This is a genomic window from Prevotella multiformis (genome assembly GCF_018127985.1).
Taxonomy (GTDB): domain Bacteria; phylum Bacteroidota; class Bacteroidia; order Bacteroidales; family Bacteroidaceae; genus Prevotella; species Prevotella multiformis.
On sequence record NZ_CP072358.1, the window covers coordinates 262773 to 276207 of the forward strand.

General features: G+C 49.3%; 12 protein-coding genes. 10 read left to right on the forward strand and 2 right to left on the reverse strand.

Annotated elements, in window-relative coordinates; genetic code table 11:
* Positions 1-76 precede the first annotated feature (76 nt).
* The 3 genes from J4864_RS07430 (at position 77) to J4864_RS07440 (ending at position 3986) form a co-directional block, all read left to right on the forward strand.
* A complete protein-coding gene (locus J4864_RS07430; RefSeq protein WP_211815157.1) occupies positions 77-1063 on the forward strand; it encodes a GNAT family N-acetyltransferase in 987 nt (328 codons plus the stop codon).
* A 1-nt stretch (position 1064) separates the two neighbouring features.
* The gene (locus J4864_RS07435; protein WP_211815158.1) at positions 1065-2162 is read left to right on the forward strand and encodes a DegT/DnrJ/EryC1/StrS family aminotransferase; all 1098 of its coding nucleotides are present in this window, start codon (positions 1065-1067) and stop codon (positions 2160-2162) included.
* A 348-nt stretch (positions 2163-2510) separates the two neighbouring features.
* Positions 2511-3986 carry a glycoside hydrolase family 125 protein gene (locus J4864_RS07440; RefSeq protein ID WP_211815159.1) on the forward strand — a complete coding sequence of 492 codons (1476 nt, stop codon included), beginning with the start codon at positions 2511-2513 and terminating at the stop codon, positions 3984-3986.
* 663 nt (positions 3987-4649) lie between these two features.
* Here J4864_RS07440 and J4864_RS07445 read toward each other — a convergent pair.
* Both J4864_RS07445 and J4864_RS07450 read right to left on the reverse strand, forming a co-directional pair.
* Entirely contained in the window at positions 4650-6638 is a 1989-nt protein-coding gene (locus J4864_RS07445; protein ID WP_211815160.1) for a dipeptidyl-peptidase 3 family protein, read from the reverse strand.
* A gap of 28 nt (positions 6639-6666) precedes the next feature.
* On the reverse strand, positions 6667-7125 hold the full coding sequence (locus J4864_RS07450) for a helix-turn-helix domain-containing protein (protein ID WP_007366329.1): 459 nt from the start codon (positions 7123-7125) through the stop codon (positions 6667-6669).
* Between the two features lie 378 nt (positions 7126-7503).
* On the opposite strand from J4864_RS07450, the gene hcp reads away from it, so the two are divergent.
* The 7 genes from hcp (at position 7504) to J4864_RS07485 (ending at position 13411) form a co-directional block, all read left to right on the forward strand.
* Positions 7504-9156: a hydroxylamine reductase gene (gene hcp, locus J4864_RS07455; protein ID WP_211815161.1), complete on the forward strand. Its 1653-nt coding sequence runs from the start codon at positions 7504-7506 to the stop codon at positions 9154-9156.
* Between the two features lie 967 nt (positions 9157-10123).
* The gene (map, locus tag J4864_RS07460; protein WP_211815162.1) at positions 10124-10987 is read left to right on the forward strand and encodes a type I methionyl aminopeptidase; all 864 of its coding nucleotides are present in this window, start codon (positions 10124-10126) and stop codon (positions 10985-10987) included.
* Positions 10988-11057: 70 nt separating this feature from the next.
* Complete coding sequence (gene tsaD, locus J4864_RS07465) at positions 11058-12089, forward strand: tRNA (adenosine(37)-N6)-threonylcarbamoyltransferase complex transferase subunit TsaD (protein WP_040554310.1); 1032 nt, start codon at positions 11058-11060, stop codon at positions 12087-12089.
* A 33-nt stretch (positions 12090-12122) separates the two neighbouring features.
* Positions 12123-12626, forward strand: coding sequence for a CinA family protein (locus tag J4864_RS07470; RefSeq protein WP_007366324.1), 504 nt, complete (start codon positions 12123-12125; stop codon positions 12624-12626).
* A gap of 125 nt (positions 12627-12751) precedes the next feature.
* Positions 12752-13015, forward strand: a complete 264-nt coding sequence (rpmB, locus tag J4864_RS07475) for a 50S ribosomal protein L28 (RefSeq protein WP_007366323.1) — start codon at positions 12752-12754, stop codon at positions 13013-13015.
* A gap of 5 nt (positions 13016-13020) precedes the next feature.
* On the forward strand, positions 13021-13209 hold the full coding sequence (rpmG, locus tag J4864_RS07480) for a 50S ribosomal protein L33 (protein ID WP_007366322.1): 189 nt from the start codon (positions 13021-13023) through the stop codon (positions 13207-13209).
* 43 nt (positions 13210-13252) lie between these two features.
* On the forward strand, positions 13253-13411 hold the full coding sequence (locus tag J4864_RS07485; protein ID WP_007366321.1) for a DUF4295 domain-containing protein: 159 nt from the start codon (positions 13253-13255) through the stop codon (positions 13409-13411).
* Positions 13412-13435: the final 24 nt, after the last annotated feature.

Below are 13435 nucleotides of genomic sequence, written 5' to 3' on the forward strand. Positions count from 1 at the left end.
AGCCTTGACAGTACTGGTCTTTACGTGCTCGACAGACCCCGGCCTTTATTGAGCCACGTATTAATCTTGATATAGAATGTTTGAAGTAAGGCAATACACTAAAGAACAGGAATCTGAATGGGATGACTTCGTGCAGGAATCGAAGCAGGGGACATTCCTTTTCAATCGTGCTTACATGGATTATCATGCCGACAGGTTCCTTGATTGCTCGTTGATGATCTATCGGGAAGGACGGCTCTATGCCCTTTTACCTGCCAATAGGGTCGGTGCAACAATTTGCTCACATCAGGGACTGACCTATGGAGGACTTATTACAAATGCAAATGCAACTGCCGTAGGTGTATGTGAGGCTTTCCTTGAAATCAACAGATTCCTCTATGCACATGGAATACGGCGTGTCCTTTATAAATGCATCCCTTGGATCTACCATAAAATACCAGCGGAAGAAGATTTATACGCACTCTTTCACGTCTGTAGAGCGCACCTTAAATATCGGTATATAGCGTCTGCTGTTGATCAGACAAACCCTGTAAAATGGAGAAGGGATAGACGTCATGGTGTTAAAAGTTCCCTAAAAGAGAATCTGATAATCGAACGAAATAGTGAGAAGTTAAGCCTGTTTTGGAATATACTTACGGCAAACTTACGAGAAGTACACCATGCGAAGCCTGTCCATTCACTTGAAGAAATGACCTTGCTACATCGTCGGTTTCCCGACAACACTCCTTTGTATATGGCCAGACAAGACGAGAAATATCTTGCAGGAATCCTTCTTTATACCACACATAACGTCATTCATACACAGTATATATCTGCTACTTCGGAGGGGAAGGAACTTCATGCCATTGATGCCATTTGTTATCAGATTATCAAAGAAGACTATAAAGATGTACACTACTTCGACTTTGGCACTTCAAATGAGGACTCCGGATGTTTTCTCAATGCAGGGTTAATTCAGCAAAAGGAAGGCTTTGGAGGACGGGCTGTATGTTACGACCAATATGAATGGGAGATAACTGAAGATCTACTCACTTCTTCTTGTCTTCCAACAATACGTAAATAAAATGATCGACTACCTATCTCTCAAAGATATAACAGACCTCCACGGCGATGAAATCGCCAATGCCGTTGAACGTGTCGTGCGTTCCGGATGGTATCTGCAAGGACAGGAAACGAACCTGTTCGAGCAGAATTATGCCCGGTTCATCGGTACCGAACACTGTGTGACCTGTGGCAACGGGCTGGACGCACTCAGCCTCATCCTCCGTGCCTATATGGAGTTAGGACAATTGAAAGCGGGTGATGAGGTTGTTGTTCCGGCCAATACATACATTGCAACGATTCTTGCAATAACTGAAAACAGGCTGACCCCGGTGTTGGTGGAGCCGGACATCAATACCCTTGAACTGGACGAAGAACTTGTTGAAGCCACCATCACCGAGAGGACACGCGCCATCATGCTGGTACATCTTTATGGCCGCTGTTCTTACACTCCGCTGATTGGTGACCTTTGTCAGCGTCATAAGCTGCTTCTTGTTGAAGACAATGCGCAGGCACATGGCTGTCGGTTCGGTGAGAGGCGCACGGGAAGTCTCGGTAATGCTGCCGCCCACAGCTTTTATCCGGGCAAGAACCTCGGAGCACTGGGCGATGCGGGAGCCGTAACGACTGATGATGAAGAGTTGGCGCAGACCATCCGCAGCATTGCCAACTATGGTTCGGCACGTAAGTATGAGTTTCAGTTCAAAGGGATCAACAGCCGCATGGATGAGATTCAGGCTGCCGTACTGAATGTGAAGCTGAACTATCTGGAAGAGGAGAACCGCCGCCGCAAGACGATAGCTACGGTCTATCATGAGACAATCAAGCATCCACAAGTGAGATTGACGGACGACCGTGAAAGGGACAACGTCTATCATATCTTTCCGGTTTTCTGTCCTTCACGCGACAGATTACAGCAGTATTTGAAGGACAAGGGCATCGGAACGATGATTCATTATCCCATCCCCCCTCACCGGCAACAGGCCTATCAGGAATGGAACGGTCTGCACTATCCGGTCACGGAAGCCCTGCACAGGCAGGAATTGTCCTTGCCCTGCAATCCTGCAATGACCGATGAAGACTGTCGGAAAGTCGTCGATTGCATCAATGAATTTGGATAAGGACTACTGCTGCCCGATAAACGCCCTCCGTATCAACCGGCCATTCGCACTGAGTAGACGAAGCTGTGACGGGGATGAAGCTGGCTCCCTGCCGGTGTGCTGATGCCCGACACCGATGGTACCGTTGGCTAACACCAGTCGTGTTGAGACCCCGTACGCCCTCAATCTACGGACCGGAAGAAAACAGCCTGCCGCAAAAAGCCAGAAACCGATGTACTATATCTGATGAGGGAAACCTGCTCTTCCAAAGCCGATGAGAAAGTACCGGTCGGAAGGAAGTCACGCATAGAAGTCCATGACCTTTTAAGTTATACTGAACAACAATAAATAAAAAACCAATCATAACGTATGAGAAAGATTACCTATATTTCCACACTACTAACTGCTCTCATGGCATTACACGCACAGTCTGGCGATGCCGCAAGTATCAACTGTACGGCTTTGGAAAAAGGGCTTTGCTGCCCGGCTGATGCCGTGAAGTTCCCTTCCAAGCGTCCGAAAGAGGCCGACCGTCTTTTCCATTCAGAAGCTGTTGAGAAAGAGATACAACGCATCGTACAGCAGCTGAACAACAGACGTCTGGCCTGGATGTTTGAGAATTGTTTTCCGAACACGTTAGATACTACTGTCCATTACAGTGAAGATGTCGACGGGTCGCCAGATACTTTCGTCTATACAGGTGACATTGCCGCCATGTGGCTGCGCGACTCCGGCGCACAGGTATGGCCCTATTTACAGCTGGCCGGCAAGGACCGGAAACTGAAGCGAATGCTGGCAGGAGTCATCAACCGACAGTTGAAATGTATCAACATAGACCCTTATGCCAATGCCTTCAACAGAGTGCCTGACCCTGACGGCAATTGGATGAGTGATGAGACGGACATGAAACCGGAACTGCATGAACGGAAATACGAGATTGATTCTCTCTGTTATCCCATCCGACTTGCCTTTGAGTACTGGAAAGTGACAGGCGATACAAGTGTCTTTGGGGCTGAATGGATCAAGGCGGTTGGGAATATCCTCAAGACTTTCCGCGAACAGCAGAAAAAGGAGGGAAAGGGGAGCTATCGGTTTCTGCGCGTTACGGACCGTGCGCTGGATACCATGAACAATGCAGGGTGGGGGGCACCCGTTAAGCCCGTAGGACTGATAGCCTCCGCCTTCCGGCCGTCCGACGATGCAACCACACTGCAGTTTCTCGTCCCATCCAACTTCATGGCTGTGACTTCTTTGCGAAAGGCAGCAAAGATATTGGACAAGGTGAATGGACGGGCTGACCTCGCTGCTCAATGCACCGGTCTTGCCGATGAGGTAAGCGCTGCCCTGCAGAAATATGCCGTGTACAATCATCCGAAATATGGAAAGATATACGCTTATGAAGTGGACGGCTTTGGCAATCACTTCCTGATGGATGATGCCAATGTGCCAAGTCTGCTGGCAATGCCCTATCTCGGTGACATTGACATCGACGACCCCGTGTACCAGAACACACGCCGCTATGTGTGGAGCGAAGACAATCCATACTTCTTCCGCGGCAGGGCCGGGGAAGGCATCGGCGGTCCTCATGTAGGGTATGACATGATATGGCCGATGTCCATCATGATGCGTGCCTTCACCTCACATGATGACGAGGAAATACGGAAATGTATCGAGATGCTGATGAACACGGATGCGGGTACTGGATTCATGCACGAGAGCTTCAACAAGGATGATGCGACAAAATACACCCGTGACTGGTTTGCCTGGCAGAATACCCTCTTCGGTGAACTGATCATCAAACTGGTCAATGACGGGAAACTGAAGCTGTTAAATAGCATAAGGTAAGAAAAAATGGAGCTTTAAGTATATGTATGTCAAGTTATTTTGTCCATAACTTGACAAATAACCAATGATTTAATTTATTTAACGTTTTATATTTGCAAATATAACAAAATACGGATATCTTTGCATCGTGTTTTTCATGGTATTAGATTATTAAGGTTAGAAGATTAGTTGTCGTGAGACAGGTAATCTTTCAGTCCCAGACAACAGTCTGGGACTTTTTTATTCCTCTTTTTTATCCTCTTCTCTGCATCTTCGGCCTAATATGGATTCTTTCGCATTAATGCTATAAGTGGATAGAGTCGTATTCCAACAAATCCCACACTGACAGACCTGCATCATGAAGTCAGTCGACTCCGTGTTTTCTTTTTGCCATCATGCTGCATCTTCAGCTTCCCTTCTCCCGTCGTATAGTCCTGCCATGTCTTTTCAAGAAGAAAGCTGAAGCAGCTTTTTCAGAGGGAAACCGAATCTCTCATACAGAGGGCGAGAGGCCGTCAAAAGCACATTCAACGTTTTCTTCTTCGCATCCTTTTCAAGGAAAGTTACCCCGACATCCACTTCCTGACAGACGGAAAGACGGGTGACTTCCCGCCTCTCTATGCAGTGTCATGCAGTTTATTCTGATCGTATGACACAGCAGATCTTTCTGATTCCCGGCTGTTCTCAGAGCGTCTGGTATTCATGTGAATACCGAAGCATCTGGTGTACGTATGGTTCAGAGTAATCCACGGTGATGTCCGTAATCTCACCCGACTTGTTGTAAACAGGCATAAAGACCGGATTGATGAATCCTTTGTAGGGTGCTATATTCAGACGTTTGTATCTGCTGAGAACCTCGGCATGGAGGTCAGTGTCGAGATGAATGGCGTATGTCTCCACCAGCTTCCTGGCGGCATCGAAGTCGCCTTCACTCTTGATGCGCTGTATTTCGGCCAGCTCGTATGCGAAAATACGGCGCAGCGCCTCATAGTCGTTGATGCGTACAAATGTTTTCCGTCCACTTGTCCCGGCCTCTTTCCGTGTGACAAGTTCTACCACATTGGATTCTTTTCCCAGGGACACGGCCCACCGGGCAATCAGTGCACGGTTCTGCATGTGTGCCTCTTCTATCTGTTTTCCCGGATTTATCCGCACCTGCTGGGTCAGCAGGCCATTCATCATGTAGGCATAGTACTGTGCCTTATAGGCATCCGGACTGTCGAGCAGGCCGAGCTCCAGGAGTTTGCGGTCCGCAATGTAATACAGTCCGAAGAGGTCGGCCCGCGCCTCTTCGATGGTATTTCCGTAATTCTTCAGCGCATCACGATCGGTTCCCGGAAGCAGCCGCCCGCTTCCATGACCCAGGCATTCATGGAGATCTGTGTGCAGATTGTCTGTCTGGTCGGCAAACTGATTCATCCATTGAAGTGTTTCCGCATCGATGACAAACTCCTCACGGAAGCCGTTTCCCCTCGCCGCCATATCGTAGGCGTGTGTAAGATTAGAAATGGTAACGCTTTTCGAACCATGCTCCGCCCGGATCCAGTCGGCATTCGGGAGGTTGATTCCGATGGCCGAAGCCGGATATTCGTCTCCTCCCAGCATGGCTGCACAGACGGCGTTCGCCGTGACACCTTTTACCTTCGGCTTGCGGAAGCAGGCGTTGACGGGAGAGTGATCTTCAAACCACTGTGCATTGGCCGAGATGGTCTGTGTGCGTCGGGTGGCCTCAACATCCTTATACTCTACGATTCCCTCCCAGGAGCCTTTCAGCCCCATTGGGTCTCCGTAGACTTCAATAAACCCATTGATGAAATCGATATGTCCTTCCTGTTCGCGCAGCCACTCTATGGAGTAAGCATCGAAATCACGAAGATCCCCGGTTTCGTAATAGCGTATCAGCAGACCGATCACACGCCTCTGCTGATCATTCTCCGCAAAATCCTTGGCACGGTCCAGCCAGCAGACAATCTTCCGGATGGCAGCTCCGTATCTTCCGTCCGCTTTCCACACGTCTTCGTGAAGCTGTCCATTCTCCTTGACAAGCGTGGAGTTCAGTCCATAGGAAGGGGCTTCATCTGCCGGTCCTTCCTTTTTCTTCATGGCATAGAAAGCTTCCGTTTCCGCTTGTGTCACTCCCTCGTAAAAGTTGCATGCGGAAGCCTGCACGATGTCTCTCCCGTCTGTCTTGTCAACCCGCTTGGGCAGAACTTCCGGATCAAAAATGACCGGACACAACTCGTCCAGCAGGGCGTTGACCGTCTCTTCTTCTGCAAGAGGCAGCAGCCCGGCATCCACAGTCCTCACTGCACTGCGGAAGAAATCTTCAGAAAACAGGGGGACGAACTTGTCACAAGCGTAATGATGATAAATTCCACTGGCGAACCACACCTGCTTCAGATACAGTTCCAGAGCAAGAAAATTATCTTCCGACCGGTTACCTTGGTAGTATTCATAAACAGCCTCCAGCGTCTTGCGGATGCGGAGGTTGTGTTTGCCAAACTGATCGAAAGTGATATCACGTCCGAATAGCGTCGCCTTTGAAAGGCAGTAAATCAATTCTTTCTGCCGGAGATTCATTTTTTCAAATCCCGGAAGCCGATACCGTAACATCTGTATATCGGCAAACTGTTCATCCTGAAAGCTGAAAGTCTCTTCTTCTGATCTAATCATTGATTCATTCTGTCACTCGCCCCTGATGCTAATCCTTTAAGCGTTTCTTTGAATGTGCCTCATCTGCAGGGAACTGTGCCAGATGACGAATCCTGTAGTCACGCGGCGTGACACCGTTGATACGGTAGAAAGACGCATAGAAAGACTGTCTGTTGGAGAAGCCCACCATGTCGCTGATCTCTTCCATGTTCAGTTCTTGGTAGCGTTTGTCCACCAGAAGTGCCATTGCCTCTTCTATACGGAACTTGTTTACAAACGACGTATAGTTCATGTGGAATCGGACATTCACTACAGCCGAGATGTAGCGCGTGTTAGTTCCCAAGTCCTCAGCAAGCTGCTTGGCAGAATAGTTCTTGTCTTTGTAACGTTGCTGAATAAGGATAACATTGAGGATTTTCTCCTTTAACTCATCCATTAGTTGCGGACTGACCAAACTACGGTAGGCGGCTACCTTTTCTTTTTTTTCAGTTAAATTGTACTTAGTCATAACCCGAGGATTTTTAGTTACCATTTCTGTTATTACACTGCAAATATAATATTTTAAATTAAGACTGTCAAGTTTATAGCAGGATTTTTAATATCTGTTAGTTATTAATTTTCGCTAAAAAAAGCATACAGATAGACGCTGCCCGTGCAAAAAGTTTACAAATCCGTCCCTGACTTCTTCATAATATAAGTTCTATCCAATTGACAAATTTCTTTTTCTTTTTATACAGGACATGTCTTATACGCCATAAACCGCAACCGTGTTGTTTTGTGTTTTTTTAACTACCCGGTGTCACAAATGTTACCTTTTCACTTTATTTTAATCGATAACTTTGCATCCGTCATTACATTTTGAAACATAATACAGAATCAAGAAAACATGAAAGAGAACAAGATGTTCTGTTTCCAGTGCCAGGAAACAGCAAAGGGTACGGGCTGTACAATTCAGGGCGTATGCGGTAAGAAAGCGGAGACAAGCCGGTGGCAAGATCTGTTACTTAGCGTCGTGAGGGGTGTCGCCACAATAGCAGACGCACTGCGCGGGGCTGGTGTAGAAACGGGGCAGGAGGTAGGCGACTATCTTGTCGATGCACTTTTCGCAACGATAACCAATGCCAATTTTGATGACCAGGCTATCCTGAACAAGGTGGATAACGGAGTCCGCATCAAGCAGACCCTGATCTCACTCGCCAAAGAAAAGAATGTGGAGCTGCCCGACTTCCAGGAAGTGAAATGGGGCGGTGAAAAAGCCGGCTACGAGGCCGAGGGCGACCGGGAAGGAGTTCTCCGCAATGCAGATGAAGACCTGCGTTCTCTGAAAGAGCTGACCGTACTGGGACTGAAAGGTATGGCGGCCTACTACGAGCATGCCTCCCGCCTCAACGAGCGCAACGGTGAGATCATCGCCTTCATGGAAAAGGCGCTTGCCATCGTCTCAGACCCTTCTGCAGGCATGGACACCCTGCTTTCCACGGTTTTAGAGACAGGCAAGTTCGGCGTGGATGCCATGGCTCTGCTCGACAAGGCGAACACACAGGCATACGGCAATCCGGAGCTTACGAAAGTGAACATCGGAACAGAGAACCGCCCCGGCATCCTCATTTCCGGGCATGACCTGAAGGACCTCGAGCAGCTGTTAGAGCAGACGGAGGGGACCGGCATCGATATCTACACGCATGGCGAGATGCTTCCGGCCCACTATTATCCACAACTGAAGAAGTACAAGCATCTCGTAGGAAACTACGGAAACGCATGGTGGAAGCAGAAAGAAGAGTTCGAGACCTTCAACGGTCCGATTGTCTTTACGACCAACTGCATCGTTCCTCCATCGCCCAAGGCAAGCTACAAAGACCGTGTCTTCACGACGAATGCGACGGGTTTCCCCGGCTGGAAGCATATCCTGCCTGACGAGAACGGTCACAAGGACTTCTCAGAGGTCATCGAGATCGCAAGGACCTGCAAGGCCCCGACAGCCATCGAGCAGGGAGAGATCATCGGCGGTTTCGCCCATGCACAGGTATTCGCCCTGGCCGACAAGGTCGTCGAGGCGGTCAGGTCCGGCGCTATCCGCAAGTTCATTGTGATGAGCGGCTGCGATGGACGCATGAAGAGCCGCGACTACTATACGGAGTTCGCCGCACACCTGCCGAAGGACACGGTCATCCTGACCAGCGGCTGTGCCAAGTTCAAATACAACAAACTCAACCTCGGTGACATCAACGGCATTCCACGGGTGCTGGATGCAGGTCAGTGCAACGACTCTTACTCATGGGCGGTTGTGGCTCTGAAGCTGAAAGAGATCTTCGGTGCAAATGACATCAACGACCTGCCTATCGAGTTCAATATCGCATGGTACGAGCAGAAAGCCGTCATCGTCCTGCTCGCACTGCTCTACCTGGGCATCAAGAACATCCATATCGGCCCGACGCTGCCGGCCTTCGTCTCCCCGAACGTGCTGAAAGTACTTGTTGAGGACTTCGGCCTCGGCGGTATAACCACCGTAGAGGAAGACCTAAAGAGTATGGCAGGATAAACAAACTGTCTCTAACCGCTAATAAATTCCCAAGCCAAGTCCTCCCTTTATGGGGGGCTTGGCTTTGTTTCTTCCGTAATAGGGAATGATAAAATAAGCCTGCTGCATAATAATAAGGCACACGGAGAAGCTCTAAAAAATATCACGGAGGTGCCGATGGCACAGAAGAGCGACAGAGAGGTAACGCACGGGGTCCTTTTATTTTCGGGATAAACGCCATTCATGATTCTCACAGACGAATGCTCTGAAAAAACTATCAAATGCCTCCACGCACCGACGATGCCCCGTTATAGGATTTTCACCTTTCACTCTCTGCCTCTGTGTGGTATTTCATCAAAGCCGTCAACTCACGAGACAAACCTCATCATTCCAAATTCCTGAAGCCACTTTTCTTTTTTCCTCTATTGAAACCTCCGCAGGACGCTTCTTTCCATCCGAATGGAACAACTGTCCTTCAGTCTGTTATACCTTTCCGCCATACCTTCGGGAAAAATTTGCAGAGGTTTTATGGCCCGTCTGCCACAATAGCCGGCAGGGTGGGGGATTGCAGAGCCGGACACGGTGATACGGACGGGGTCCTGTCCGCTACGGATTGGGAACGGCATTCCCAACGCCCGGTACTCCTGTTCCCAACGGCTGGTACTCCCGTTCCCGGCGGCTGGTACTCCTGTTCCCAATCGGTCGGGAATGTATAGGATTGTCAATAGGGGGGCGGGATGCAAAGGGGTTTCCTTTGCATCCGCATGACGACATCTCACTTCAGGTCAGGCCGATAGTACGCCCCTTCCATTTTCATCAGACAGCAGGAAGAGGACAAATCTGTATCTTGTATAAGAAAGGACTTGATTTATTTTGTTTTGTCTCTGAATTATAGTACTTTTGCAACGGATAAGCAGCATCCGCAGACGGGAAACGACCGCCCGCTGTACCTGCCAGCCTTGTCCCGGTAAAAGATAAGATTGAAGCTATGCAGTTAAAGAAGAAGAGGTGGCACTGCCTTCAGGGGCAGGAACCCACCGAAATGGATCTGAAGATCATGGCCCTTGAAAAAAAAGGCAAACTCGTTCCTACACGTGATCTCATCAAGACACCTGAGCAGATAGAAGGCATCCGCAAGAGCGGAGTAGTGAATACCGGCTGCCTGGACGCCGTCGCAGAGGCGATTCACGTAGGAATGAATACACAGGAGATAGATGATATCTGCATGCAATACTGCAAGGATCACAATGCGATTCCGGCCTGCCTGAATTACGAAGGCTATCCGAAGAGCGTCTGCACGAGCATCAACGAAGTGGTCTGTCACGGTATTCCGAAGGAAGAGGACGTCCTTCAGGAGGGTGACATCGTCAATGTTGACATGACGACGATCGTGGACGGCTATTATGCAGATGCAAGCCGGATGTTCATCGTAGGGGGAAAGACCACGCCGGAAAAGGAACGGCTGGTACGTGTCACCAAGGAGTGTCTCGAATTAGGAGCCGAAGCCGCCAAGCCCTATTCTTATGTCGGCGACATCGGCCATGCCATCCAGAAGCATGCCGAGAAGAACGGTTATGGGGTCGTGCGTGACCTTTGCGGGCATGGCGTGGGACTCGACTTCCACGAACAGCCGGATGTTCTGCACTACGGGCACAAAGGTACGGGAATGTTGCTGGTGCCGGGGATGGTCTTTACCATCGAGCCCATGATCAACATGGGTACATGGAAAGTATTCATAGATGCGGATGACCCGTACGGCTGGGAAGTGATCACCGGTGACGAACTCCCCTCTGCACAGTGGGAACACACGTTCGTAATGACAGAGCACGGTCTGGAGATCCTGACCCATTGATACCGACGTAGCGATGCGGCATTCGGCCGGCGTGTCCTGCCTTGCATCTTGTCAGAACAAGAAGACGATAATGGAAAAGGAAGATATATATATATTAGGTATAGAAAGCAGCTGCGACGATACCAGCGCGGCCGTTCTGAAGAATCACGTCATCCTCAGCAATGTGACGGCATCACAGGATGTGCACAAGGCCTATGGCGGTGTCGTCCCGGAGCTTGCTTCGAGGGCGCATCAGCAGAATGTCGTGCCCGTAGTCGACCAGGCGCTGAAACGCGCCGGAATCACGAAGGAGCAGCTTTCGGCAGTAGCCTTCACGCGCGGGCCTGGGCTGATGGGCAGTCTGCTGGTCGGGGTGAACTTTGCAAAAGGCTTCGCACGGTCGTTGAATATCCCGATGATCGAGGTAAACCACCTGCAGGGGCATGTCATGGCGCATTTCATCAAAGAGAACGAGGAGGACAACCACATGCCTCCGTTCCCGTTCATCTGCCTGCTGGTGTCCGGCGGCAACTCGCAGATCGTCAAGGTGAATGCCTATAACGACATGGAGGTGCTCGGTCAGACAATCGACGATGCTGCCGGCGAGGCGATCGACAAGTGTTCGAAGGTAATGGGACTGGGCTATCCCGGAGGACCTGTCATCGACAGACTTGCACGGCAGGGCAATCCGCTGGCCTATCAGTTCGCCGAACCGAATGTCGGGGGTTTCGACTACTCCTTCTCCGGACTCAAGACTTCATTCCTCTACAGCATGAGAAAGTGGATACAGGAAGATCCGGACTTCATCGAGCATCATAAGGAGGATATTGCAGCCAGTCTGGAACATGCCATCGTAGACATTCTCATGAAGAAACTGCGGCTGGCGGTCAGGCAGACGGGCATCAGGCAGGTGGCCGTCGCAGGTGGAGTCTCCGCCAACAACGGTCTGCGCAATGCCTTCCATGACCACGCCGAACGCTATGGCTGGACGATTTACATCCCGAAGTTCAGCTACACGACGGACAATGCCGCAATGATTGCCAGCGTAGGCACTTTCAAATATGAGGATAGGGATTTCACCCGGATGGACATTCCGGTCTTCAGCAAAGTGACCTTCGAGTAACAACATAAAACCATCCCTTGTAAAATTAAGATTATGGATTTTGAAAGTAAGATTATATCTCGTCAGATCGGCGATATTCTTTATGCGTCAGGACTGACCATCGGCACGGCCGAAAGTTGTACAGGCGGCCGTATCAGTGAAGCGATTATCGCCATTCCCGGTTCGTCCGATTATTATAAGGGGGGTATCGTCGCCTATACGGATGAGGTGAAAGAGAAGATACTCGGTGTCTCCCATGAAGTGCTGGAGGAAAAGACAGCCGTCTCGGAAGAGGTGGCCCGTGAGATGGTACTGGGAACTATCCAGGCTATCGGCGTGGATTTCGCCATCGCATCGACCGGCTATGCCGGACCCGGCGGTGGAACGAAAGACATTCCAGTGGGGACGATCTGGCTGGCTTATGGCAGTAAAAACGAGGTTCGGGCCTTCAAGCTGACAGAAGATTTCGGGCGTGACATCAACCTCGCCATTGCCACCAACAAAGCCATCCGCCTGATGCTTGATTTCCTAAAAGAAATGGATATAAAGTCCGAATGAACCTGCAAAAAAGCTTAAAACAAGCAATTATCGCAGCAAAAGTTTTGCTCAATTGAAAACTTTTTGTAATTTTGCACCCTGTTTGGAATAGGTATCAATTAACGAATCACAAAACAAAGATAGAAATGTCTAAGATTTGTCAAATCACAGGAAAGAAGGCACAGATAGGTTGTAATGTGTCTCACTCAAAGCATCGTACGAAGAGAAGCTTTGATGTCAACCTCTTCAGCAAGAAATTCTACTATGTAGAAGAAGGCTGCTGGATTGAGCTGAAGGTCAGCGCTGCTGGTCTTCGTCTGATTAATAAGGTAGGTCTTGATGCCGCCCTCAAGCAGGCTGTTTCCAAGGGCTATGTTGACTGGAAAGACATTAAGGTAATAGGAGACTAAATATCATGGCAAAGAAAGCTAAAGGCAACAGAGTCCAGGTTATCTTGGAATGTACAGAGATGAAGAACAGCGGAATGCCTGGTACAAGCCGTTACGTGACGACAAAGAACCGTAAGAATACTCCTGAGCGTCTTGAGCTCATGAAGTACAATCCTGTTCTGAAGAAGATGACTCTTCACAAGGAGATCAAGTAAGCTCGCCTGAAGAGATATAGTTAATAGTTAAAACAGACAAACTATGGCAAAGAAAGCGGTCGCTACCCTCCATGAAGGTTCATCGGACGGTCGCGCATACTCAAAGGTTATCAAGATGGTAAAGAGCCCCAAGACCGGTGCTTATGTCTTCGACGAGCAGATGGTTCCTAATGAGGCTGTCAAGGATTTCTTTAAGAATTAAGTTACATAAAGATATATAGAAAAA

Coding starts and splice junctions, on each gene's coding strand:
- J4864_RS07430 (WP_211815157.1), top strand. CDS start 77: ATGTTTGAAGTAAGGCAATACACTAAAGAACAGGAATCTGAATGGGAT.
- J4864_RS07435 (WP_211815158.1), top strand. CDS start 1,065: ATGATCGACTACCTATCTCTCAAAGATATAACAGACCTCCACGGCGAT.
- J4864_RS07440 (WP_211815159.1), top strand. CDS start 2,511: ATGAGAAAGATTACCTATATTTCCACACTACTAACTGCTCTCATGGCA.
- J4864_RS07445 (WP_211815160.1), bottom strand. CDS start 6,638: ATGATTAGATCAGAAGAAGAGACTTTCAGCTTTCAGGATGAACAGTTT.
- J4864_RS07450 (WP_007366329.1), bottom strand. CDS start 7,125: ATGACTAAGTACAATTTAACTGAAAAAAAAGAAAAGGTAGCCGCCTAC.
- hcp (WP_211815161.1), top strand. CDS start 7,504: ATGAAAGAGAACAAGATGTTCTGTTTCCAGTGCCAGGAAACAGCAAAG.
- map (WP_211815162.1), top strand. CDS start 10,124: ATGCAGTTAAAGAAGAAGAGGTGGCACTGCCTTCAGGGGCAGGAACCC.
- tsaD (WP_040554310.1), top strand. CDS start 11,058: ATGGAAAAGGAAGATATATATATATTAGGTATAGAAAGCAGCTGCGAC.
- J4864_RS07470 (WP_007366324.1), top strand. CDS start 12,123: ATGGATTTTGAAAGTAAGATTATATCTCGTCAGATCGGCGATATTCTT.
- rpmB (WP_007366323.1), top strand. CDS start 12,752: ATGTCTAAGATTTGTCAAATCACAGGAAAGAAGGCACAGATAGGTTGT.
- rpmG (WP_007366322.1), top strand. CDS start 13,021: ATGGCAAAGAAAGCTAAAGGCAACAGAGTCCAGGTTATCTTGGAATGT.
- J4864_RS07485 (WP_007366321.1), top strand. CDS start 13,253: ATGGCAAAGAAAGCGGTCGCTACCCTCCATGAAGGTTCATCGGACGGT.